Source organism: Pseudomonas sp. StFLB209, assembly GCF_000829415.1.
Classification (GTDB): Bacteria; Pseudomonadota; Gammaproteobacteria; order Pseudomonadales; family Pseudomonadaceae; genus Aquipseudomonas.
Genome location: NZ_AP014637.1, coordinates 4,851,560 through 4,874,982, shown reverse-complemented (window position 1 = coordinate 4,874,982; position 23,423 = coordinate 4,851,560). Strand labels below are relative to the sequence as shown.

The following is a 23,423-nucleotide window of genomic DNA, read 5'->3' as shown; positions in this document are numbered from 1 at the left end:
TTTTCAGGAAACAACCATGAGCACGTCGTCGAATAAATCCGCCCCTGACAGCAGCGAGTACAAACCACTGGGCCCACGCATCCGCGAAGGCCTGCCCTTCCCTCTGGGCGCCAACTGGGACGGCCTGGGGGTCAACTTTGCCCTGTTCTCGGCCAACGCCACCAAGGTCGAGCTGTGCCTGTTCGACTCCAGCGGCGAGGTCGAACTCGAACGCATCGAACTGCCCGAGTACACCGACGAGATCTACCACGGCTACCTGCCCGACGCGCACCCCGGGCTGGTCTATGGCTATCGGGTCTACGGTCCTTATGACCCAGGCAACGGTCATCGTTTCAACCACAACAAGCTGCTGATCGACCCCTACGCCAAGCAATTGGTCGGCGAACTGAAATGGTCTGAATCACTGTTTGGCTACACCATCGGCCATCCCGATGGCGACCTGAGCTTCGACGAGCGCGACAGCGCGCCGTTCGTGCCCAAGAGCAAGGTCATCGACCCGGCCTACACCTGGGGCCGCGACCAGCGGGTCAGCACCCCGTGGGACAAGACCATCCTCTATGAGACCCACGTGCGCGGCTACACCAAACTGCACCCGGCGGTCCCGGACGACCTCAAGGGCACCTTCCTGGGCCTCAAGGTCCCGGAGGTCATTGATCACGTGCGCAAGCTGGGCGTGACCTCCGTGGAGTTGCTGCCCATCCATGCGTTCGTCAACGACCAGCACCTGCTGCAAAAAGGCATGACCAACTACTGGGGCTACAACAGCATCGCCTTTTTCGCCCCGGACCCGCGCTACCTGGCCCACGGCAAGATTGCCGAGTTCAAGGAAATGGTCGCCCACTATCACAAAGCCGGCCTGGAAGTGATTCTTGACGTGGTCTACAACCACACCGCCGAAGGCAACGAACTTGGCCCGACCCTGTCGATGCGCGGCATCGACAACGCTTCGTACTACCGTCTGATGCCGGACGACAAGCGCTTCTACATCAACGACTCCGGCACCGGTAACACCCTGGATCTCAGCCACCCTTGCGTGCTGCAAATGGTCACCGACTCGCTGCGCTATTGGGCGTCGGACATGCATGTCGACGGCTTCCGCTTCGATCTGGCAACCATTCTGGGCCGTTACCACGACGGTTTCGACGAGCGTCACAGCTTCCTGGTCGCCTGCCGCCAGGACCCGGTGCTGCGCCAGGTCAAACTGATCGCCGAGCCTTGGGACTGCGGGCCGGGCGGCTATCAGGTCGGTGGTTTCCCGCCGGGCTGGATGGAATGGAACGACAAGTTCCGCGACACGGTACGGGCCTTCTGGAAAGGCGATGAAGGCCAGTTGGCAGACTTCGCCGCACGCCTGACCGCATCGGGCAACATGTTCAACCAGCGCGGTCGGCGGCCACAGGCGTCGGTAAACTTTATCACTGCCCACGATGGTTTCACTTTGCACGACCTGGTGTCGTACAACGACAAACACAACGAAGCCAACGACGAAAACAATCAGGACGGCAGCAACAACAACCTGTCCTGGAACCATGGCGTGGAAGGCCCGACTGACGATCAGGACATCAACACCCTGCGTCTGCGCCAGATGCGCAACTTCTTTGCCACCCTGCTGCTGGCCCAGGGCACGCCGATGATGGTCGCCGGTGACGAGTTCGCCCGTACCCAGCACGGCAACAACAATGCCTATTGCCAGGACAGCGAAATCGGCTGGGTAAACTGGAACCTCGACAGTGATGGCGAGGCCTTGCTCAAGTTCGTCAAGCGCCTGATCAAATTGCGCCAGAGCTATCCGATCCTGCGTCGTAGCCGGTTCCTGGTTGGTGATTACAACGAGGAGATCGGGGTCAAGGACGTTACCTGGCTGGCACCGGATGGCAGTGAGATGAGCATCGAGCAGTGGCATGACCGCCATGGTCGCTGCCTGGGCATGCTCATGGACGGTCGTGCCCAAGAGACCGGTATCCGCCGCCCTGGCGCCGACGACACCCTGCTGCTGGTGGTCAACGCCCATCACGAAGATGTGGACTTTACCCTGCCCGAGGTCCCGCAAGGCACCCACTACACCTGCCTGATCGATACCCGCCAGGACGATGCACCGCGCAAACAACGTCTGGAGTTCGGTACGCAGTATGGCGTCGCCGCGCGGTCGCTGTTGCTGTTCGGCCTGCAGCGTGAAGATCAGGAATGATCGACGCGCTGGAGCGTTTGCTCAGCCGGCATGAGCTCGCCCGGACCGGCAGTGCCGGGCTGGGCGAGTGCCTGCGAGCGATGGTCAGCCAAGGGCTGGATCAACTGCCCTTGCCTGCCAGCGGCCAGACGCTGGCTCGCTGGCAGGCACTGGCCGAGGTGGCGGGCCATAGCCTGGGTCTGTGCAAGCTGTATGAAGGGCATACCGACGCGCTGGCAATTATCCAGGAGCTGGATGCCCCTGCGGTGCCTAACGGCAGCACCTGGGGCATGTGGGCGGCCGAACCACCGCAGGCCCGCTTGCGGGTCAGCGCTGCCGGCGCCGGGTTGCGGGTCGACGGCCTGAAAGCCTGGTGCAGCGGCGCTGCGGTGCTCAGCCATGCACTGGTGACCGCCTGGGATGAACAAGGTTGCCAGCAACTGGTGGCCGTGCCGCTGGCGCAAACTGGCGTGCAGGTCACTGACGATGGCTGGCATGCGGTCGGCATGGCGGCAACAGCAAGTGTCGAGGTGCGCTTCGACCAGGCCAGCGGCTGGGCGGTTGGCGGGCCGGGTGATTACCTGCAACGCCCCGGCTTCTGGCAGGGTGCGATTGGCATCGCCGCGTGTTGGTATGGCGCGGCCAGTGCGCTGGCGTTGTCGCTGCCAGCGCAGTTGAGCAAGCGCCCCGAGCCCCACGGGTTGGCACATCTGGGCGCGGTAGATGCCGCATTGTCCAGTGCCAGCCTAGTTCTGCAAGACGCCGCCAAACAGCTTGACGACCGAACGGTCAATAATTACGAACTGCTGGCCCGCCGTAGCCGGGCCAGTGTGGAAAACACGGTCGAGACCGTGATCCAGCATGTGGGCCGGGCGCTGGGTGCCGGCCCTTACTGCAAGGACGCCGGGTTTGCCCGGATGGCCGCCGATTTGCCGGTATTCATCCGCCAAAGCCATGCTGAACGTGATCTGGCAACACTGGGTGAACAGGTTGTACAGACCAGAGCGCACCACGGGTGGCGGTTATGAACGACGGATTTGTGGTCAGCGATGACGCCCAGGGCCGTGGCACTGCGCTGCACGCCTGGCAAGCCTCGGAGAAGCTGGCCGCCGTGGCGGCGATCAGTACCGACCTGCTGGTGCCCTTCGCCCATCGCGCCGTGATCGTCGCGCCCCACCCGGATGACGAGGTGCTGGGCTGCGGCGGGCTGTTGAGCCAGTTGCATCAATTGCAGCGTGACCTTTTGCTGGTCTCGGTTACCGACGGCACCGCCAGCCATCCCGGCTCCTCCAACTGGTCGGCCCAGCGCCTGGCCATTGAACGCCCTCAGGAAAGCGTCCAGGCCCTGGCTCGTCTGGACTTGCCCGCCGATCTGGATTGGCAGCGGCTGGGCATCAGCGACACCGCTGTGGCCGAGCAAGAAGCCGACCTGACGAGGTTTTTGACCGATCGGTTGCAAACCACCGATGTGGTGTTCAGCACCTGGCGGGGCGACGGTCATGGCGACCATGAGGCAGTGGGTCGCGCCTGCGCAGCCGCCTGCCTGCAAAGTGGCGCCCGCTTGGTTGAAGTGCCGATCTGGGCCTGGCACTGGGCTGAACCGGACGATCAGCGCCTGCCCTGGGAGCGGGCCCGCAAGGTATTACTCGACCCGGCCACTCTGCAACGCAAACGCGATGCTGTCGGCGCGTTCGTCAGTCAACTGCAGGGCGATCCGACCGTGGGACTTGCGCCCATCCTGCCGGACTGGGCCTTGCAGCGGCTGCTGCAACCTTTCGAACTGGTGTTCATATGAGCGTGACCGACGACTACTTTGAGCACCTGTTTGAAGACAATGACGACCCTTGGGCATTTCGCCAACGCTGGTACGAACAACGCAAGCGCGCCCTGACTCTCGCCGCATTGCCGCACCAGCACTACCGGTCGATCTTCGAGCCCGGCTGCGCCAATGGCGAGTTGAGCGCCCTGCTCGCGACCCGCTGTGACCGCTTGCTGGCCTGCGACACGTCGGCCCGTGCGGTAACCCTGGCTCGTCAGCGCCTGCAGGACAGCCCGCATGCGACTGTCATGCACGGTCGCCTGCCGCAAGACTGGCCATCAGAAAAATTCGATCTGATCGTGTTCAGCGAGGTGGGTTACTACCTTGATGAAGCCGACTTGCGCGCCTGCATAAAGCGCATGGACGACTCGCTCAGTGACAACGGCCACTTGCTCGCCTGCCACTGGCGCCCGGTTATCGATGGCTGCCCGCTGGATGCTGAGCAAGTCCACCGCCTGGTAGCTGAGCAACTGCCGTTGCAGCGCGTTTGCCTGCACCGCGAAACGGATTTTGTGCTGGAAGTGTTCGCTCGCCGGCAGGATTCAATTGCCCAACAGGAGTTTGACCATGATCGGCGTGCTGATTCCCGTCCACAATGAAGAGCAGCATCTGGACCAGTGCCTGGCAACGATCCAGCAAGCGGCTCGCCATCCGGGGCTTGAACATGAGCCGGTGAGCATCATTGTGGTACTCGACAGCTGCACCGATGGCTCGGCACAGATCGCCCGTGACCGCGGGGTGATGATCCTTGAATTGCAAGCCCGTAATGTCGGCCAGGCCCGCGCTGCCGGTGCGCGGCAACTGATTGGCCTGGGCTCGCGCTGGCTGGCCTGCACCGACGGCGACAGCAATGTCGCCGAGGACTGGCTTTACCAGCAACTGGCGTTACAGGCCGATGCGGTCTGCGGCACGGTGACGCTGGGTCAGTGGTCTGAAGGCTATTGTGAAGCCGCCAGGATCGAGTACCACCGCCGCTATCAGCACCGTGAAGGTCACCGTCATGTACACGGCGCCAATCTGGGAGTCAGCGCGCAGGCCTATCAGCGGGCCGGTGGCTTTCCCGCGCTGGCCTGCCATGAAGATGTGCATCTGGTCCGCGAACTGGAGCTCAGCGGCGCCCGGATCGCCTGGAGCTGCCGCCCCAGAGTGACCACCAGCGCCCGCCTCGACCCCCGTGCCCAAGGCGGGTTCGGCGACTATCTGCGGTCATTGGAAACATCCGCGTAGGAGCAGCTTCAGCTGCGAAGCGGCGAATTCGCAGCTAAAGCTGCTCCTGCGGGCATTTGATGATTATTGGTGCCGTGCGGTCTGCATTCCGGAGCTCTCACTGTTTGCCGCGCCCAGTACAGCGCTGAAGAACTTCCCGGCCTCGGCACTCAGGGTGCGATGGATACCCTCGCGATCGACCCCGTCGGGGTCGTTGCACAGCACCGGCGTGGTCGCGCGTTGCTCATCGGTGCACGGCGCCATGAACACGAAATGCCCGGCACCGGCCAGGCGCTTGTAATCCGGCGCATTGGGCAGCTTGCGCGCCAGCGCTTCAGCGTTCTTGTCCAGCGGCAACAGGCGGTCCTCTTCGCCGGCATACATCAACACCGGCACATGGACGTCGCTGAGGGTCTGGCGGCCGAACATCAGGCTCAACGGCGCCATCAGCATCAACGCACCGACCCGCGGATCGGCCTCGGCTTGCAGGTCGTCACGATCGGCCACCAGCCAGCCCTGGGTGCGGCAGGCATCCTGATCATCGGGGCGTTCGAGGCAATAGGTGCGCAAGCGCTGCGGGTCCGGGCGGGCACCGGCCAGAATCAGCGCGGTTTCACCACCGGCAGAATAGCCAATCACCCCAACCTGCTCGGCGCTCAGATAAGGCGACAGCAACGGGTCGTCGAGGGTGGCGGTAATCGCCGCAGAAATCTGCAACGGGCGACCGTACAGATTGCTCAGGCTGCCCAGGCGGCTATGGTCGCGGTCGTTGTCGCCAGGGTGCACCACCGCGACCACCACAAAGCCCTGGCGCGCCAGCGCTGTGGCCAGGTCATGCATCGCCAGTGGCGTGCCGGTATTGCCATGCGACAGCATCAGCAGCGGAAACCGCCCCATGGCGACCGGCGCATCCTTGCTGGCCTGAAGTTGGTAGCCACGCACCGGGCTGACCTGATCGTCCGCACTGGAGGGGTAAAACGCGATGGCCTGCATCGCCTGCTCGTCGAGCGGGTCAGCGATGGTCAGCACGTGAAAGCCCACACTCCAGTCGCTGTCAGCCCTGATCTGCACCGCAACGAGGCCATCGAGCAGACACAGCAGCATTACTGCACACAGACGCAGCATGGTGAACTCCCCCCTCGTGGCACGTACCCGCCCTCACCGCCGATATAGACGGCAAAACGTGTCATTAAGACACTCAATAGCGAAGATAGTGCACAAGACGGGCCAGATCGGCTTGATCGCCAGCGACCTGGCCGCGACCAGCAGCGTCCGCTCAGCGCGATGCGGTCACAACGCAGGTCCTGAAGGTGCAACACGGTGGTTATCGCCCGGCACTGCTGGTTTGGTTTGCGGGGCCTTGAGTGAGCCGATGTACACCGCCAGCACCGTCAGCAGCGCGCCGCTGATCTGCAACAGCGTGCTTGCCTTGCCCAGCAGGGTAATGTCGATGAAGTAGGTGATCACCGGTTCCAGCAGCAGGATCAACCCGGCCAGCCCCAGGCTCAGCGCACCGATCGAGCGGTTGACCAGCAGCCAACCGATGAACTGCACCAGCACGCCATAGATGATCAGCATCACCAGAGTCTGGGTATCGACGATTGCCAGGCTTTCACCGTTGACCAGCGCATAGGCCAACAGCACCAGGGCCGCCCAGAGACTGAAATTGAGCACCTGCGCGATTGAATCACCGCCGCCGTCGGCCAGCTCCCGGCTGATTTTCAGGAAATACACGCATACGGCATAGGCAAGGCCCGAGAGCACGCCGTACACCACGCCTTTGACACCGGCAGCGCTGGCCATTTCCGGCAGCAACAACAGGTACAGTCCAGTGAAGGCCAGCAGCATCGACAGCACAAACAACCCCGACGGTTTTTCACGCAACAGCAAGAACCCCAACAGGGTCATGAAAAATACCTGACAGTTGGTCAGGATCGAGCCAATGCCTGGGCCGACGATGTAGATACTTTCGTGCCACAGGGCCAGGTCGATGGCCAGAAAGACCCCGGCCAGCGCGGTATACAGACGCGCTCTGGGGTTGGCCAGGCGGGCCGGCATGCGCCGCCATTTGAGCAGGATGTAAAACAGTACCGAGGCAATCAGCATGCGGTAGAAGCCCGCCCCGCCGGCGCCGATATTGGCGAATGCGACGGCCAGGGCCGAGAGGCTGAGCATCAGCCCGCCAAGGGTAAGTTCGATAATGGCCCGGTTGCGGGTGCTGGACATGTGAAACCTCATGTTGATCAAAAGCCGAAAAGTCCGTATCAATGCCGGGCCAGCGTATCGCGCTGGCCTTGAGGCGTATTGGACAAAACTGGACTGTTGATGGATGACCTCTGCGCTCAGGCGCAACCGAGCGCCGCTAAGGATTTCATGCATTTCCAACGCCTCCCCGAGGGTGGCTGCGAATTGCTGTCGGCCCGTTTCAGCCGCCAGGCCTTTGGCCGGCACTCACACGACTATTACGCATTCGGGGTGATCAGCAGCGGTGCGGAAAAGCTGTTTTACCGGGGCGCTTATGCACTGGGCGGGCCCGGTAGCGTGGTAACCCTGAGCCCCGGCGAAATTCATGATGGGCTGCCGGGCCACGATAGCGGCTGGGCCTACCGGATGCTGTATCTGGACCCCGCCTGGGTCAGTCGGCACCTGTTGAATGACGCCGGATCCGGCCAAGCCATTCACCTGTTCACCAGCGCCATGCAACACGCGCCCGCACTGGCCCGGCATTTCGTCCAGCAGCACCGCCTGCTGGAGCAGTCAGACAACCCGCTGGAGCGCGAAACGGCCCTGCTCGACCTGCTCAGCCAGCTGTTCGAACGCAACGGCGTCCAGCCTGTTCGAGCAGCCGCCAACGCTGCCGAGCCTTGGGCGGTCAGCCAGGTCCGGCACAAGCTTGACGCCGACTTTGCCCAGGACATCAGCCTGGCGGATCTGGCTGCGCTGGTCGGGCTCGATCCGCTTTACCTGATTCGGGTATTCAAAAAACACACCGGCGTATCGCCGCACAGTTACCAGATCCAGAAGCGCGTGGGCCGGGTCCAGACGCTGCTACGGGCCGGCCTGAGTCTGGCGCAGGCCTCAGCGGCCTGCGGCTTCTGCGACCAGAGCCACATGAATCGGGCCTTTCGCAAGGTTGTCGGCCTGACGCCGGGCAAGTTTCGCTAGGCAGGCGCAACGACACCAATCCGGCCCTCGCGCCTGCTGCTTGGCTCAGTAGCCGGTCAGCGATCGAAGCGCTCGGCCAGGCTGCGCAGGGCCAGCAGCTGTTGGCCGATCTGTTGGCTGATCCGCTGACCGTCCACGACCTTGGCGGCGCTGTGGCGCGACAGTTGGGCCACGTTCATCACCTGTTGGTTGAGGGCATCGGCCACCTGGCCCTGCTGTTCCATGGCACTGGCGATCTGCGCGCTCATCGCCGCGATCTGCTCCAGCGCGTGGTTGACACCGCTGAAGCTGTCGCTCACCGAACCCACCGCAGCGGTGCTCTGCACGGCCAGCCGTTGCCCCTCATGGGCCAGACGGACGCTGAGTTCGGTGCTCTGCCGAAAGCTGTGCAGCAGCGGCTGGATATCTTCAGTGGCCCGCTGGGTGCGACTGGCCAGTTGCCGGACCTCATCGGCGACCACACTGAAACCGCGCCCGGCGTCACCAGCCCTTGCCGCCTCAATGGCAGCATTGAGCGCCAGCAGGTTAGTCTGCGCGGCGATCGAACTGATGATCCCGGTCATCGCCCCAATGGCCTCGGTGGCCGCGGCCATCTGCCCGGCGGCCGCGCTGCTATCCGCCACTGAGGTGACCAAGTGTTGCATCGACTGGAGGCTCTGAGCGGACAATTGCTGGCCCTGGGCAGAGAGCGTTGCCGCCGCAGAGGTCGCGGCGGCACTGTCATGCAGGTTGCGTGACACCTCCTGAATAGTCGCGGCCATCTCGGTCAGGGCCACCACCGACTGGTCCGACTCGCTGCGCTGTCATCGCTGCACTGGACGATATTGCCGGCAAGATCAACGCGGCAGATCAGCGCCGTTGCTGCGGGTTCGGTCTTCATCACGGTGCTCCTCACAGTACTTCGCCTGAACAAAAAAGCCCGCCACGAAGGCGGGCAAACCAAGGGAACGATATAACGACCGATCGGTCAGAAGTGGTGCACGTAACGCACTTGCAGACGGCTGCCCTCGGGGCGGTTTTCCACGTCCTGCTCGAAATAGGCGTTGGCGAACAAATGGTCATGGGGCGAAAAGCTGTACATCACACCCGGCCCGATGGCCCAGACTTTCTCCCGCCGACCGGAGACGTCGTGGCCGTCGAAACGACTGTCGCTGATCTGCTTGAGCCAATAGCCGTTGATGCCCAGGCGCAGGTGCTCGGTGACCGCATACTCGGTAGTGAAGTTGGCGTGCAGCGCCTGGCCGGCCTGGACATCGTCGATATCCCCCAGCGAACGCAGCGGGTCGCTGTTCTTGCCGTTGTACAGGTAGTGCGCCCGCAACGAGGCGGTCCACTTGGGGGTGAACCAATAAGTGGCGGCCCAGTAGGGGTTGAACGACCAGGCATTGTTGCCGGGGTTGATGTCGTGGTCGCGGTCATACTCGCCGGTGGGCAGGTTGACCTGCAGTTCGATGCGGTGCACGAAGCGCGGACCGTTGTCGCCCATGATCGGATCGAACTGAATGAACGGCCCGACCAGCAGGTCACCTACCCCGCTCTGGCCCTTGAGCGCCAGATTGTCCAGGCCGTCGTCGACCTTCATCCGGGTAATCACTGGCAGCACCAGGTTAAGGCCCAGATTGCCGTTGCCCAGGCGCAGATCAGACAGGTAACTCAGTTGGGTCAGCCACAGCTGGTAGTCCACGGCATGCTTGGGCAGGCCCAGGTCCTTGCCGTTCTGGTCGCGCAGGTGGTTGGCCGAATAGTTCTGGAAGTACTGCTGCAAGTACCAGCCACCGCCGGCCGGCAGGCCGCCGTCCATGAAGCTGGTCAGGCCCAGGTTGAGGGCCGGCAAGTCGTAGGCACCGGCCAGCGGAGCGCTGGCCAGGCCGACAGCCATTACACAGGTCGAAAGGGTTGTTCTGCTCATCATTGGCGTCCCCGTTACAGCTGAAAATGGAGGCAGTGCTTCACTGACCCAGCGCCGGATGCACTGAGGCGACCCGATACCTGCCAGCATGAAAGACCAGCGGTTCTGCGCCGCTGTATCGGTATTGCTCGATTTCACCAATGAAAATCAGATGATCGCCGCCTTCATATTGGGTGACGTTACGGCACACCAGCACCGCGACCACGTCGTCGAGTACCGGCATGTCGGCCTTGCCCAGGGCATAGGGCACGCCGGCGAACTTATCAGTGGCGGGCCTGGCGAACTGGCCGGATATCTCGTGCTGGTCGGCACCGAGGATGTTGATGGCGAAGTGGCTGGCGCCCAGAAAGTCATTCATGCTCAAGGCCGAACGCGCCAGGCTCCAGAGCACCAGCGGCGGGTCCAGCGACACCGAGGAAAACGAATTGGCGGTCATGCCGACGTTGCGCCCGTCGGCAGTGCGGGTGGTGATCACGGTCACGCCGGTGGCGAACTGGCCCAGCAGGTTGCGCAATTCGCGCACATCGCGGCCCTGCACTTCAGTGAGTTCAGCAGGGGTGGTGGTGGCTGCATTCATGGTCGATGCTCTGCGTTGTTATCGTTGTATTGATCAAGCGGCCTGCTGGCTCATGCTCTGGATAAAATGCTGGCACTGGCTGGCGTCGAACCACCAGGGCGCGAACCGGCGTGGGTCGTCAAAACCGTTGGTGATGGCGCTGGCCAGCGGCTGCACCGCGCTGGCCGCGCCGAGCAGTTGCAGCAGGTGCGGCGCTGGCGGTTGCAGCATGCTGTTGGTCCACTCCACGACGTGGCGGGCGTAGCTCCAGTACTGCTCGAAGGTCTGCTCCATCCACTGGCCGCTGAACGGCTGGCTACCCTGGGCAAGAATTGCGTCCAGATACACCTTGCTGCACTTGGCGGCATTGTTGGAGCCCTGGCCGGTAATCGGGTCGTTGACCACCAGCGCATCGGCCATGCCGAACACCTGGCGACCGGACGGCAAGGTCAGCACCGGGCGGCGCACCATCGGCGTGAAGCGTCCGGCGAGAAAGCCGTTGTCGTCGGTCAGGCGTAAGTTGGCGCAGCGTTCGGCTTCCCACGGCAGGTAACGGCGTACCAGCTCCAGGCTCTTTTGCAGATGCTGGTCGGGGTCGTTGATGCCCTGCCAGCAATCCAGCGGGCCGCCGGGAATGCCCTCGAACACCATGATTTCGCAGGGGCCATTGACGGTCAGGGCCGGGAACACAAAGTATTCACCGACCCCCGGAATAAGGTTGAACGCCACCCGCGAGTACGGCGACACCGGGGTCATGCCTTGCACGTAGGTCAGTGCCAGCGCCCGCTGCGGGGTGCTGAATGCGGTGCGCTGCGGGTCCTTGGCGAACAGGTTGACCACCTCACCCTTGCCCGCCGCCAGCAGTACCAGGTCGTGGCTGGCCGACAGGCGCTCCAGCTCAGTGATGCCGACGTCTTCGATCAGCAACTCGCCGCCACGCTTGACGAACGTGTCCATCCACACCGGCATCTTCAGACGCTGGTCCACCGATTGCGCGTAGCGCTCCAGCCGCGCACTCCAGCTGAACAACGACTGGCCCGGCACCTCGGGGTTGAGCACGTTGAGGCCAATGCCTTCTACCGCAGGGCATTGCTCTTCCCAAAAGTTGATACCCAGGTCGCGCTCGGTCTGCAGCGCGGTGTTGAACATGCACTGGCTGGACATCACTTTGCCGGCCTGGATTTGCTCAGCCGTGCGATTGGTGGCCAGGGTTACCTGATATCCCTTGGCCAACAGACCCAAGGCAAGTTGCAGCCCGGCCTGGCCGGCTCCGACGATAGCGATTCGACGCATTGTTATTCTCCACGGCTTATTGGGACGGCGCTGACGGGCGCCGCTGTTGCTGTTTGCGGCTGCTGTTCGCGGCTGAAGCCGCTCCTACATAGCCAGGCGCGCGATGGCCGGGCGGCTCTGTTCCGGGCCCATCACCGAGTAACCACCATCGACGGCGTAATCGGCACCGGTGACGAAGCTGGCCGCAGGCGAACACAGGAACGCCACGACACTGGCGACCTCCTGCGGCTCGCCGAGCCGGCCCAGCAGGTGGTAGTCGGCCGCGACACGGTCGGCCTTGCTGCGCTCGCCACCACTGACCTCGGCGATGACTCGCGACCAGGTCCAGCCCGGCGACACCGAGTTGACCCGGATACCATCCGCGGCAAAATCCATGGCCATGCTGCGGGTCAGCTGGCGCATCGCGGCCTTGGACACCGGGTAGATCCAGCGCCCGGTCTGCGCGCAACTGGCCGAGATCGAGCTGAAGTTGACGATGGCACCGCGGCGCGCCTTGAGGTCCGGGTGCAGTGCCTGCGCCAGCGCCACGGCCGAAACCAGATTGACGTCCAGGGCGCGCAACCAGTCCTGACGCGGCGAAGCAAAGCCGTCGTCCAGATAGGTGCAGGCCAGATTGATCAGCAGGTCCACCGTGCCAAAGCGTTCACGGATATCTGCGGTGGCACGGGCCAGCGCAGCATCATCGGTGATGTCCAGGGCCACAAATGCGCCGCCCTCGCCCAACAGCTCGGCCGCTCGCTCACCGGCGCCGGCATCGATGTCCAGCAGTACCACTCTGGCACCGGCGTCGATCAGTGCGCGGGCCACGGCCATGCCGATCAGGGTTGCGCCGCCACTGACCAGTGCCAGCTTGCCGTTGAGGGCGTCGTTACGAATGAACTCGCTCATCTCAGGCCTCCACACTGGCGGCCCAATTGGGCATCAGGGTGTTGGACGGCAGGCGCTCGTCGCGCAATTTGTCGGCGGTCTCGCGTCCGGCCACCGGCAACCCGGCGGGGTCCAGCAGGCCAATCTGGACCAGCACGCTGGCCTGGTCCCAATAGATGTGCTCATGGCACAGTTTCGGCCCGCGAAACCGCACCACACCCAGCATCGGGATCTCGACCTTGCGCCCGGTGGGCGGCACGCCGGGCAGCATCCAGTCGATGACGCTGTCGTGGGTGAAGGTCATGATGAACTCATCGACGATCTGGGTCTGGCCGACGGTGCGCGAGATCGGCGTCAGGGCCATGTCGGCGGGGTTGCCGTGCACAAAATGGTGCTGGTAGAAGCGGCTGAGCTGGGCGTAACCGACCCCGCCGGTCATGGTTGGAATATGGTTGACATAGGGTTCGGCAACCATGGTGGCCATGGTCGCGGGCACGTCGCGGGTATCGAACTCATGGCGAATGTGCTCTTCCCACAGCGCCGACAGGTCGTAATCCGGGCCGATGCTCAGGCGCAGCGCCGCCACGGTACGCTCGTGGGCGATCTGCGCTGCGCCCTTGTCGAAGTGATGACCGGCAGGCCGGGCAAACGCATGGTCGACGCCGGGGTACAGGTGGCAGGTCAGGCCGGTTGTCTGGGCAGCCGCAGCCTGGATCTGTGCCTGCGCCGCTGGCGGGCAAAACTGATCATTGCCGGCCAGATGCAGCACCAGCCGCCGGCCTTGCAAGCCTTCGAGTTCAGCCAGGGCATTTTCGATGCCGACCCCGTAGTAACCCACTGCGCAGGCCACTTGCGGCAAGCGGCAGGCGGCCAGATAGGCCAGCTTGCCGCCCAGGCAGTAACCGACCACCGCTTGGGCGCCCGGCGTGCACTCCGGCAACTGCACCAGGGCCGCCAGGCTGCTGGCGATATCGTCAACACCAAGGTTTTCAGCAAAGCCCTGGTACAGCGAGTAGGCAATGGCGAAGTCTTTGTCGGTGTAACCCAGCTCGATGCCCGGCACCTGCCGCCAGTACAGGTCCGGCACCAGCACCGTATAGCCCTCTTCGGCCAACTGATCGGCCACTTCACGCATGGCCAGGTTGACGCCGAAAATCTCCTGGCACAGCACCACACCCGGACCTTTACCGCCCACCGCAGGCGCCAGGTAACCACTGAACCTTTCGCCGCCTGATGCGCTGATCTCGATATAGCGACCTTTCATGTGCATGTCTCCAACATGGGGAAGTTGGAAACATTCTTGCGGCGGGCGGCTGCGGCTAACTATCCACCCAGCGCAGGGCTGTCCGCTGCGTGCAGAAAACTGAAAATGCACGAACCCCGGCAAAACTGGCGCAGCTATTGCTAATTCTGGTGTAAAGGCCGCTTCAAGTGGTCATAAGAAACAGCAGAAGTGCACCGCTGTCCGCTGGCTGCATGCAGTATCCGGATAGTGCAAAAGCCCGGTAACAGGGTTGCACACTCTGCTCGCAAACCGTGCGTGCGAGAGGTACCCCATGAACTCCGAGACCCGATTGGCGACCGGCAGCGATCGTTTTGCAGACACCCGGCTGTTCACCCCGGCGAACAGGCTGTTTCTGCTTAATGATGCCGACAGCATCCGCAATAACGTCAGCACCGTTTTCAAGGCCCATGAATTGCGCTCGGCCAGGGCGTCACAGGCAATCAGCGCCTCGATGCACCACCTGCGGCGCGGTAGCCTGTCGCTTAGCCGCCTGGAATACGGCGCGCAGGTCATCATCGACCCCGGTCGGCTGGAGAGCTTCTTTTTACTGCAGATGCCGATGCGTGGCAGCGCCGAGATTCACTGTGAAGGCCAGACCTTCACCTCATCGCCCGCCTGTGCTTCGCTGATATCGCCAGACAGCCCGGTGCAGATGCGCTGGGCAGCGGACTCACCGCAATTGACCTTGCGCCTGGAGCGCAGCGACCTGGAACGCCATTGCCGCCAGCACCTGGGCCACCACCTCGATCGCCCGCTGCAGTTTGCCCCGCAAATTTGCCTGGACACACCCGGGGGCAGTTACTTTCTGCAATTGCTCGCGACCCTGATCGAGGCGCTCAGTTGTGACGCCCACCCGATCCACCAGCCACTGGTGCTCAAGCAGTTCGAGTCGACCCTGCTCAATGCCCTGATCTATGGTCAGCCAAACAACCTGCGCAGCCTGGAGACGCCGGGCGACCGGCGCCGGGTGTCGCCCTGGTTCGTCAAGCGCACCGAGGAGTTCATCCGCGCCCATGCCCACGAGCCGTTGAGCATCGAGCAACTGGCCGAACAGGCGCAGGTCAGTGTGCGCAGCCTGTTCGCCGGTTTTCGCGAGTTCACCGGCACCAGCCCCATGGCGTACCTGCGCGATGTGCGCATGGAGCGGGTGCACAGTGAACTGTGCGCCAACCATGAGGCATCAGTGACCGATATTGCGATGAAATGGGGCTTCGCCCATCTGGGACGCTTCTCGCAGGAGTACCGCAAGCGCTACGGTGAGTTGCCGTCAGCGACCCTGCGTTTTCGCGCCCAGTGACATCAGGCCAGCAGCGTCTCTTCAATGTCTTGCTGCGCCGCGTGCAACGCCTGGGCGCGCGGTTCGTCACCGTAAGCCAGGCCATGGGCACGGACGAACTTCACCTCTGTAATGCCAATGAAGCCAAACAGCGCCTTGAGCAGTTCTTCATGGCCGACGCCGGTGGGTTGGCCGACATGCAGACCGCCGGCGGTAGAAACCACGATCACCTTTTTGCCGGTGCACAGACCTTCAGGCCCGCTCTCGCTGTAACGAAAGGTCTTGCCCGCCACCATGATGCGGTCGAACCAGGCCTTGAGCTGGCTGGGGATGGTGAAGTTGTACATCGGCGCACCGACCACCAGCACGTCGGCGCCGAGGAACTCGTCGAGAATCGCCTGATTGTGCGCGGCCTCTTGTTGCTGCGCCGCGCTACGGCTTTGCTCAGGGGTGCCGGCGGCGGCCAGGCTGGCAGCGGAGAAATGCCCCAGTTCATCACGGGCCAGATCGCGGTACACCAGCTGGCTGTCAGGCTCAGCGGCCTGAATTGCCTGGGCGACACGCAGGCTGAGCTGGCGAGAAGCCGAGTGCTCGCCGAGGATGCTCGAATCGATGTGCAGAATAGTCATGATGCCTCCGAAATGAAATTCGCCTGATGGCGATACGTGGGCAGCATCCTAGCGGCAGTAACAATAATTGATTAGTCGGGGTAAATGCGACGCTTCGTTCTACTGCCGGAACAATCAACCTGGATATCGGCAAACACTTGGGCAAAGGCATCCAGCAGCCCCCGAACGGCTGGCAGCAAGCCGCGTCGGGAAGCGAATACGGCATGCACGACGCCGCAGGCAGGTGGATGATCGGCAAACAACTCCACCAAGCGCCCTTGCTCAATGTCTTGTTCGATCATGACTTGCGGCAACTGGGCGATGCCCACCCCCTGCAAAGCCGCATCGCGCAGGATATTCAGGTCCGAGCTGACCAGCCGCGGGCTATGCCGCACCTCGCGGTACCGGCCTGGTCCGGTCTGCAGCCGCCAGCAATACTCATGGCTGGCTGCGCCCTGACTGACACTGGGTAACCCGGACAACGCCTCAATGCCCGCATCGGCCGCCAGCAGGGCGGCCAGATCCGGATGAGCGACCAGCGCCTGGCCGCTGTGGCCGAGGGTCTTGACCACCAGCCCGTCGTCCTCCAATGGCGGGAAGCGCACGCGCAGCGCGATATCCACCTGCTCAGCGAGCAGATCGACGCGCCGGTTAGTGCTTTCGACATGGACCTCGACTTTGGGATGCTCGGCCATAAAGCGCGCAATCGCCTGATTGACCCCGATGGTTGCCAGCATTGGCGGGCAACTGATGTTTACCCGCCCCTGTGGCTCGGCGCGCGAGCGCATGATCGACTCTTCGGCCGCCTCGGCTTCGACCAGCATCGCCAGGCAATGGGCGTGATAACTGCGGCCACTCTCGGTGACCGCGAACTTGCGCGTGGAGCGCTGGATCAGACGTACACCCAGGCGCTCTTCCAGCCCGGCAATGCGCCGGCTAAGCCTGGATTTGGGAATGCCCAGCTTGCGGCTGGCAGCGGCAAAGCCCTGGCAGTCGACCACCTGGACGAAATAGTAGAGATCGTTGAGATCGAACACCGCAGCACCTTGAACAGGTCGAAGCGGCCATTATGCCAGCGGCCTGCCCGGACAGGCAGGCCTGGCGCGCGCGTTCACTGCGCGGTGAGGAACGCCAGCACCGGCTCACTGAATGCCGCACCGGCTTCGACGCTGGACAGGTGCGCGGCATGCAGGTCGACCTGCTGCGCACCGACGATGCGCTCGCTCATGAAGCGGCCATGTTCAGGGGTGGTCACTGCATCCTGAGTTCCACAGACCACCAGCACCGGCAACCTGATCGAGGCGATCTGCTCACGGTAATCGGCGTCGCGTACCGCCGCGCAGTTGGCGGCGTAACCCTGCGGCGAGGTCTGGGCCAGCATGCCGACCACCGGTTCGACCTTGCCCGGCTCACGGCTGGCAAATTGCGCGGTGAACCAGCGGGCAATCGAGGCATCACGTAGCGCAACCATGGCCGCAGGTCCGTTGCGCAACACTGTCTCGATACGCGGATCCCAGATCTCGGCACTGCCGATCTTCGCTGCGGTGTTGCACAGCACCACCCGGTGCAGGCGCTGCGGGGCGTTGATCGCCAGCCATTGGCCGATCAGGCCGCCCATCGACAGGCCACAGAAATACACCTGGCGGATATCCAGCGCGTCAAGCAAGGCCAGTACGTCACGGCCGTTCTGCTCGATGCTGTACGGGCCTTCGGTGACCAGCGAACGGCCGTGCCCACGAGTGTCGTAGCGCAACACGCGAAAGTGCTCGGTGAACGCCGCGATCTGGTTGTCCCACATGTGCAGGTCAGTGCCCAGTGAATTGGACAGCACCAGCACCGGGGCATTGGCCGGGCCTTCGAGCAGGTAGTTGAGTTCGCCATCGGCAAGTTGCACGGCAGACATTCGCGGCTCCAGATCAGTCAAAAGCTGCACACTAGCGAGGGCACCGGGCTGAGACAATCCACGGGGCGATTATTCGTGCGACTATCGAACAGCTTCGACGCCTGGCAGTTCAATCGGCTTCAGACCAGCAAAAACGCCGACAGCTGCCGCTCCAGCAATACCCAGTCAACCCAGAAGATCTGGTGCGCGATCACGATCAGCCAGAATACGATCTGGAAGGACAGTTTGCGGGTCTTGTGTCGATACAGCTGCTGGGCCAGCAACGCACCGGGCCAGCCACCGAGCAGTTCAATGAGGTGCAAGGTATTTTCGGCAACGCGCTGACCGCCCTGCCCGGCCTGACGCTTGTCGTGCCGATACAGCAGCAAGGCAAGCAGGCTCATCAGCAGGTACAGCGCCGCGCAGACCAGCATGGCACTTTGCGGCCACCTGCCGGCGATGCCTGCCACCGGCAGCGCACACAACCCCAGCCCCACCAGCAGTTTGATGCGTAGCGCACGCACTGGCTGGTGGGGCTGTCGGCGTGGTTGCTGACGCGCAGGCGCCGGGCTGCGTGTGCGGCTCATCAGCCTTGCGCCGTGGACCAGTCGACCCAGCCGAACAGCCAGGTGGCCAGGATCAGCAGACCAAAGGCGATCCGGTACCAGGCGAACAGCGCGTAGCTGTGAGTGGCGATGAACTTCAACAGACCGCGCACGGCGATCATGGCGAAGATGAACGACACCACGAAACCGATGGCGAACACCGGAAAATCAGCCGGCTGGAACAGGTCACGGTACTTGTAGCCTGAATACACCGCTGCACCGACCATGGTCGGCATGGCCAGGAAGAATGAGAACTCGGTGGCCGCCTTGCGCGATAGGCCAAACAGCAGGCCGCCGATGATGGTCGAGCCGGACCGCGAGGTGCCCGGAATCATCGCCAGGCACTGGGCACAGCCGATCTTCAGTGCGTCGGTCCATTTCATGTCATCGACCTGCTCGACCTTGATCACATGCTCACGGCGTTCGGCCCAGAGCATGACGATCCCGCCAAGCACCAGCGCCACGGCCACGGTAATCGGGTTGAACAGGTAGTGATGGATCAGGTCGGCAAACAGCACGCCCAGCACCACCGCTGGCATGAAAGCAATCAGCAGGTTGCCGGTGAAGCGCTGCGCCTGGCGCTGACGCGGCAGGCCGAGAACCACCTCGAAGATCTTGCTGCGAAACTCCCAGACCACCGCCAGAATCGCACCGAGCTGGATGATGATGTTGAACGCCATGGCCCGTTCACCACCGAAGCCGATCAGGTCAGCCACAATGATCTGGTGACCGGTACTTGAGATCGGCAAAAATTCCGTCAAACCTTCCACAATGCCCAGAATCAACGCCTGGACGGCGGCCCATACATCCATCATTCCCCCATAGCGGCGTCGCCGTGCGGCACGCCGGTCAGTCTTGTGGTTGGTAAGCGATGCGCGAAAGCCGTACTGCCATGGACCGCTGCGCGCAAAGCGGGCAAATCCTAGCAGAGGCTGAATCAGTTCGCCTGTCGGCTGGCTGTACGACTGTTACCACACATTTGGGTTCGGCAGGCTCCCTCAAAGTCTGACAACGGCTTACAATCGCCGCCCGTTTCCATTTACCCGCCTTCTGCAAGGAGCCTGCATGTCCGGGATTGAACTGTTCGCTGCCGCACTGGGCGCGCTTGCGGTCTGGCTGACCGTACGGCAAAACCCGCTGTGCTGGCCGATCGGCCTGGTGATGGTGCTTATCTACAGCTGGATCTTTTTCGATGTGAAGCTGTACTCGGACATGCTTTTGCAACTGGTGTACGCCGTGCTTCAGGTGTATGGGTTCTGGCAATGGACCCGGCATGGCGAGGGGCTGCCGGTGCGTGCAGTCACTGCGCTGGGTAATGGCGCCGTGTGGACGGGCTTGGCAATCGGGGCGTTGATCAGCGCCGCACTCGGCGCCGGCATGGCCCACTTTACCGACGCTGCCCAGCCGTGGCTGGACGCTGCGCTCACTGGCTTCAGCCTGGTGGCACAAGTGTGGATGGCCCAGAAGCGCCTGCAATGCTGGCCATTGTGGATCGTCCTTGATGTCATTTTCGTTGGTTTGTTCCTTTATAAAGCGCTGTACCTGACCGCAGCGCTGTACGCACTGTTTACCTTGCTGGCCATCCAGGGCTGGCGTGAGTGGCGCACTGCGATGGTGCCGGCGCGATGAAGGTTCTGGTATTGGCAGGCCCCGAGTCCAGCGGCAAAAGCTGGCTGGCCGGTGAAATTCACGCGCGTTTCGGCGGTGTACAGGTGGGCGAGTACGTGCGCCACTTCATCGACCGCGAAGGCCGTGACACGGTTTATGCCGACATCACGCCCATCGCGCAAGGCCAGCTGGCCTGGGAGGATGCCGCCCGCGCCAGTGCCCCGGCGCTGTTGATTCTCGACACCCACCTGCTGAGCAACATGCTCTGGAGCCGCACGATCTTCAATGACTGCCCGGCCTGGCTGGAAGCTCAACTGCTGGCCCGCCAGTACGATCTGCACCTGCTGCTCAGCCCCAAGGATGTGCCCTGGTGTGACGATGGTCAGCGCTGCCAGCCCGACCTGAACGAGCGCCTGGCATTCTTCGAGGCCAGCCGCCAGTGGCTGCACGCCAACGACCAGCGTTATCAAGTGATTGAAGGTGACTGGCAACTGCGCCATGAGCGGGTCATGCAGGCCGTCAGCGAACTGCTGGGACGCTGATCAGCGAATCTGGTGCTTGTGCAGCAACCGGTAGAAGGTCGGTCGCGAAATGCCCAACACCTTGGCCGCCACGCTGAGATTGTCACTGTGGCGGGTCAGCACATCGCACAGCGCCTGACGCTCGGCCCGTGACTTGTAATCATCAAGGGTGCCCATGGTGCTGGAGATCTCTTCCTCGCCCAGCAGCCCCAGGTCACTGGCCTCTACCTGCCGCCCTTCGGCCAGCACCAGACCCCGTCGCACCCGGTTGGCCAGCTCACGAACATTGCCCGGCCAGTCATGCTTGCCCATCGCGATCAATGCGTCCTGACTGAAGTTACGCGCCCGACGCCCGGTTTCCTGGCTGTAGAAGTGCGCAAAGTAGTTGGCCAGCATCGCCAGATCGCCATGCCGCTCGCGCAACGGCGCGGTGCCGACCTGCAGCACATTGAGCCGGTAGTAGAGATCTTCGCGAAAGCGCTTCTTGCGAATCGCGGCTTCCAGGTCGACATGGGTAGCGGCAATCACTCGGACATCCACCGCGACCGGTTCGCTGGCACCTATCCGCTCGATCTGCCGGTCCTGAAGAAAACGCAGCAACTGCCCCTGCGCCTCAAGCGGCAGGTCGCCAATTTCATCCAGAAACAGCGTGCCGCCATTGGCCGACTCGATCTTGCCGATCTTGCGCTCTTGAGCGCCGTTGAAGGCGCCCTTCTCGTGGCCGAACAGTTCGGCATGCACCAGATGCTCGGCAATCGCCCCGCAATGCACGGCCACAAACGGCTGGTTACGGCGTTGTGACTGGTTGTGCAGGGTTCGCGCCACCAGCTCCTTGCCGGTCCCGCGCTCACCGCGCACCAGCACCGGAGAGTCGGTCGGTGCCAGCTTGCCGAGCAGCCGCCGCAATTCGCGAATCGGCCGGCTTTCGCCAAGCATTTCCTGGTCAGAAACCTGAACCTGCGCCGCGCCCTGCGCACGCAAGCGGGCCATCCCGTATGCCCGCCCCAAGGTAACCTGCATCCGGGTAATGTCGAACGGCAAGGTGTGGAAGTCGAAAAACCATTCACAGACAAAATCACCGACCTTCTCGCGGCGCAGATCTTCGGCGGTCAGCACCGCGATCCATTCGGTATTGCTGCGGGTAATCAGCTCCCGCACGGCTTCAGGATGTTCAAAGTGATAAGGCATCAGGCGGATCAGGCCGACATCACAACCCAGGTTCAGCGCAGACTCCAGTGAACTGCTGTCAACCGCCCAGCCCGCCGCGTGCAGCACGGGAATCAGCTGATGACAATCGTCACAGGGATCTACGATCAACAGACGTCGCGTAGGGGCCGGTTCATTCATGGGGTGTATTCCTTGGCGCACGGCGTCGCTGAGATTTATCAAAATTCGCTTTGTAAACAGGATGTTGAAGCTTTGGATTGTTACATTAGCAAAAATTTGACAGTGCCTTGTACCGTTTGGATCTAAGCCTCATAACCAGCGACTGTTTGTGCGCTTATACACTTATGCGGCGGGGAACCTTGCGCGATAGCCACAGTCTTAGTTGCGCCAGCACAAGCGATAAAATTGCGTAGGATTACTACATGACGCTACTCACGTAAAAAATCTGAAAATAAATCGCGAGATGTGTGACTTGTGATGTTCGACAGACATCAACATCAATAAGCAGCCGATTGGTGAGCCCACCGACGAGACTGCATTGGACTGATTGGGCTCTTTTGAGGAATAGACCATGAACGCCCCACTGCGCTTTAATGATGCACTGTTGATTGCTGGCAAAGCCTTCCATCCCTTCAAATGCGTGGCCTGGGGCCCGCAAGATGGCAGCGGCGAAATCAGCCTGACCGTGCTCGACCGCTTCAGCGCACGTATCGGACGCCAACAACTTCCACGCGGCACCTACTCCGATCCCGTGCAACTGGCCAATGCCTTGCAACAGGCTCGTGAAGAACTAAGCCGCGATGGCCACGCACTTCAGCCTTGGACCATGCCAGCCTGAAGTTCAAGTAACTGACGACTCGGTTACTTTAAAAGTGGCGTTTGGCAATGATCAAACGCCACTTTTAGTGCCACGTTTACGCGCCATCAAACAGCACATTGCTGGACAAAAAGTACCCCCCCATCATCGACAGCACTTATACCTGGGGCGAACCCCGCAGCGCGACGGTGAGTCTGCGTTACGATTTTTGATCAGGACTGCCTGCGTGCAACAACGCAAAACAGGGCGAACTTGAATCGCATCACCCAAGACGCCTTATCTGCCAGCGCACCATCAAAGGTGCGCTGCAATCATTGCGTATCCTCGGATCTAATCCCATCCAGCAACAGCCAGCTTTTGCAAGACAATCCACTGCCAACACTCAAAACCTGTTGGATCGCGCATTGGCGGCTTGATTGACCTGCTTATCCCTGAGCCCTACAGTGAGAAGCACCTTATGAAGGTCCTCACCGTCAGAGCACGGCGATGATGCAGAAGCCGACTGAAAAACCACTTGCCCGACTGGCACAGTTTTACAAATACACCTCTCATGCCGAGCGCGAAGCGTTTTATGCCGAGGTGCAGCGTCGTGCCGCGGCTGAGCAGCAGCAAATCATCGATAAGGCTAACGCTATCCGCGCAGCACACAACACCAACTCGCCGGTCTGACGC

24 protein-coding genes and 1 pseudogene are annotated in these 23,423 nt (G+C 62.3%); 11 read left to right on the top strand and 14 right to left on the bottom strand.

The features are described from left to right. The first annotated feature begins 16 nt into the window (after positions 1–16). From glgX to PSCI_RS21955, 5 genes are read left to right on the top strand one after another with little or no spacing between them, the layout of a single operon-like run. The gene (glgX, locus tag PSCI_RS21975) at positions 17–2,188 is read left to right on the top strand and encodes a glycogen debranching protein GlgX (RefSeq protein ID WP_045491030.1); all 2,172 of its coding nucleotides are present in this window, start codon (positions 17–19) and stop codon (positions 2,186–2,188) included. Then, entirely contained in the window at positions 2,185–3,195 is a 1,011-nt protein-coding gene (locus PSCI_RS21970; RefSeq protein WP_045491028.1) for an acyl-CoA dehydrogenase, read from the top strand. The genes glgX and PSCI_RS21970 overlap by 4 nt, the downstream gene beginning before the upstream one ends. Next, positions 3,192–3,962, top strand: a complete 771-nt coding sequence (locus PSCI_RS21965; protein ID WP_045491026.1) for a PIG-L deacetylase family protein — start codon at positions 3,192–3,194, stop codon at positions 3,960–3,962. Before PSCI_RS21970 ends, PSCI_RS21965 begins: the two co-directional genes overlap by 4 nt. Further along, positions 3,959–4,585, top strand: coding sequence for a class I SAM-dependent DNA methyltransferase (locus PSCI_RS21960; protein ID WP_045491023.1), 627 nt, complete (start codon positions 3,959–3,961; stop codon positions 4,583–4,585). The genes PSCI_RS21965 and PSCI_RS21960 overlap by 4 nt, the downstream gene beginning before the upstream one ends. Further along, entirely contained in the window at positions 4,554–5,213 is a 660-nt protein-coding gene (locus PSCI_RS21955) for a glycosyltransferase (RefSeq protein WP_045491020.1), read from the top strand. The genes PSCI_RS21960 and PSCI_RS21955 overlap by 32 nt, the downstream gene beginning before the upstream one ends. 63 nt (positions 5,214–5,276) lie before the next feature. Here PSCI_RS21955 and PSCI_RS21950 read toward each other — a convergent pair whose 3' ends face one another. Together PSCI_RS21950 and PSCI_RS21945 are read right to left on the bottom strand one after the other, a co-directional pair. Beyond that, positions 5,277–6,317, bottom strand: a complete 1,041-nt coding sequence (locus PSCI_RS21950) for an alpha/beta hydrolase family protein (RefSeq protein WP_045491017.1) — start codon at positions 6,315–6,317, stop codon at positions 5,277–5,279. Between the two features lie 165 nt (positions 6,318–6,482). Then, positions 6,483–7,418 carry a DMT family transporter gene (locus PSCI_RS21945; protein ID WP_045491014.1) on the bottom strand — a complete coding sequence of 312 codons (936 nt, stop codon included), beginning with the start codon at positions 7,416–7,418 and terminating at the stop codon, positions 6,483–6,485. A 99-nt stretch (positions 7,419–7,517) separates the two neighbouring features. Between PSCI_RS21945 and PSCI_RS21940 the strand changes: the two genes are divergently transcribed. Beyond that, positions 7,518–8,357, top strand: coding sequence for an AraC family transcriptional regulator (locus PSCI_RS21940; RefSeq protein ID WP_045491011.1), 840 nt, complete (start codon positions 7,518–7,520; stop codon positions 8,355–8,357). Positions 8,358–8,413: 56 nt separating this feature from the next. Here PSCI_RS21940 and PSCI_RS21935 read toward each other — a convergent pair. The 6 genes and pseudogenes from PSCI_RS21935 to PSCI_RS21910 form a co-directional block, all read right to left on the bottom strand. Further along, positions 8,414–8,908 (bottom strand): annotated as a pseudogene (locus PSCI_RS21935) (methyl-accepting chemotaxis protein); the annotation flags it as partial. A 416-nt stretch (positions 8,909–9,324) separates the two neighbouring features. Beyond that, a complete protein-coding gene (locus tag PSCI_RS21930; protein WP_045494727.1) occupies positions 9,325–10,266 on the bottom strand; it encodes a SphA family protein in 942 nt (313 codons plus the stop codon). A 40-nt stretch (positions 10,267–10,306) separates the two neighbouring features. Continuing rightward, positions 10,307–10,843, bottom strand: a complete 537-nt coding sequence (locus PSCI_RS21925; protein WP_045491008.1) for a flavin reductase family protein — start codon at positions 10,841–10,843, stop codon at positions 10,307–10,309. A 33-nt stretch (positions 10,844–10,876) separates the two neighbouring features. Continuing rightward, positions 10,877–12,115: a styrene monooxygenase/indole monooxygenase family protein gene (locus tag PSCI_RS21920; protein ID WP_045491005.1), complete on the bottom strand. Its 1,239-nt coding sequence runs from the start codon at positions 12,113–12,115 to the stop codon at positions 10,877–10,879. A gap of 84 nt (positions 12,116–12,199) precedes the next feature. Then, positions 12,200–13,003, bottom strand: coding sequence for an SDR family oxidoreductase (locus PSCI_RS21915; RefSeq protein ID WP_045491002.1), 804 nt, complete (start codon positions 13,001–13,003; stop codon positions 12,200–12,202). A gap of 1 nt (position 13,004) precedes the next feature. Then, positions 13,005–14,246 (bottom strand): dienelactone hydrolase family protein, encoded by a 1,242-nt coding sequence (locus PSCI_RS21910; protein ID WP_045490999.1) that lies wholly within the window; start codon positions 14,244–14,246, stop codon positions 13,005–13,007. Between the two features lie 292 nt (positions 14,247–14,538). Here PSCI_RS21910 and PSCI_RS21905 point away from each other — a divergent pair, with 292 nt between their 5' ends. Continuing rightward, positions 14,539–15,564: an AraC family transcriptional regulator gene (locus PSCI_RS21905; protein WP_045490996.1), complete on the top strand. Its 1,026-nt coding sequence runs from the start codon at positions 14,539–14,541 to the stop codon at positions 15,562–15,564. A gap of 2 nt (positions 15,565–15,566) precedes the next feature. Here the strand turns inward: PSCI_RS21905 and PSCI_RS21900 are convergent, their stop codons facing one another. The 5 genes from PSCI_RS21900 to PSCI_RS21880 all read right to left on the bottom strand — a co-directional run bounded on the left by PSCI_RS21900 (position 15,567) and on the right by PSCI_RS21880 (position 19,450). After that, complete coding sequence (locus tag PSCI_RS21900; RefSeq protein WP_045490993.1) at positions 15,567–16,172, bottom strand: FMN-dependent NADH-azoreductase; 606 nt, start codon at positions 16,170–16,172, stop codon at positions 15,567–15,569. Between the two features lie 71 nt (positions 16,173–16,243). Beyond that, complete coding sequence (locus PSCI_RS21895; protein WP_045490990.1) at positions 16,244–17,188, bottom strand: LysR substrate-binding domain-containing protein; 945 nt, start codon at positions 17,186–17,188, stop codon at positions 16,244–16,246. Positions 17,189–17,262: 74 nt separating this feature from the next. Continuing rightward, a complete protein-coding gene (gene pcaD, locus PSCI_RS21890) occupies positions 17,263–18,054 on the bottom strand; it encodes a 3-oxoadipate enol-lactonase (RefSeq protein WP_045490987.1) in 792 nt (263 codons plus the stop codon). Positions 18,055–18,173: 119 nt separating this feature from the next. Further along, positions 18,174–18,620, bottom strand: a complete 447-nt coding sequence (locus tag PSCI_RS21885) for a DUF1294 domain-containing protein (RefSeq protein WP_045490984.1) — start codon at positions 18,618–18,620, stop codon at positions 18,174–18,176. Next, positions 18,620–19,450 (bottom strand): undecaprenyl-diphosphate phosphatase, encoded by an 831-nt coding sequence (locus PSCI_RS21880; RefSeq protein ID WP_045490981.1) that lies wholly within the window; start codon positions 19,448–19,450, stop codon positions 18,620–18,622. The genes PSCI_RS21885 and PSCI_RS21880 overlap by 1 nt, the downstream gene beginning before the upstream one ends. 253 nt (positions 19,451–19,703) lie before the next feature. Between PSCI_RS21880 and pnuC the strand changes: the two genes are divergently transcribed. Both pnuC and PSCI_RS21870 read left to right on the top strand, forming a co-directional pair. Next, positions 19,704–20,267 (top strand): nicotinamide riboside transporter PnuC, encoded by a 564-nt coding sequence (pnuC, locus tag PSCI_RS21875; RefSeq protein ID WP_045490978.1) that lies wholly within the window; start codon positions 19,704–19,706, stop codon positions 20,265–20,267. After that, a complete protein-coding gene (locus tag PSCI_RS21870) occupies positions 20,264–20,788 on the top strand; it encodes an AAA family ATPase (protein WP_045490975.1) in 525 nt (174 codons plus the stop codon). Before pnuC ends, PSCI_RS21870 begins: the two co-directional genes overlap by 4 nt. Here PSCI_RS21870 and PSCI_RS21865 read toward each other — a convergent pair whose 3' ends face one another. Beyond that, positions 20,789–22,114: a sigma-54 dependent transcriptional regulator gene (locus PSCI_RS21865; RefSeq protein ID WP_045490973.1), complete on the bottom strand. Its 1,326-nt coding sequence runs from the start codon at positions 22,112–22,114 to the stop codon at positions 20,789–20,791. Between the two features lie 391 nt (positions 22,115–22,505). On the opposite strand from PSCI_RS21865, the gene PSCI_RS21860 reads away from it, so the two are divergent. Then, positions 22,506–22,772 carry a hypothetical protein gene (locus PSCI_RS21860; protein WP_045490971.1) on the top strand — a complete coding sequence of 89 codons (267 nt, stop codon included), beginning with the start codon at positions 22,506–22,508 and terminating at the stop codon, positions 22,770–22,772. Positions 22,773–23,237: 465 nt separating this feature from the next. After that, positions 23,238–23,420 (top strand): hypothetical protein, encoded by a 183-nt coding sequence (locus tag PSCI_RS21855; RefSeq protein WP_045490969.1) that lies wholly within the window; start codon positions 23,238–23,240, stop codon positions 23,418–23,420. Positions 23,421–23,423 lie beyond the last annotated feature (3 nt).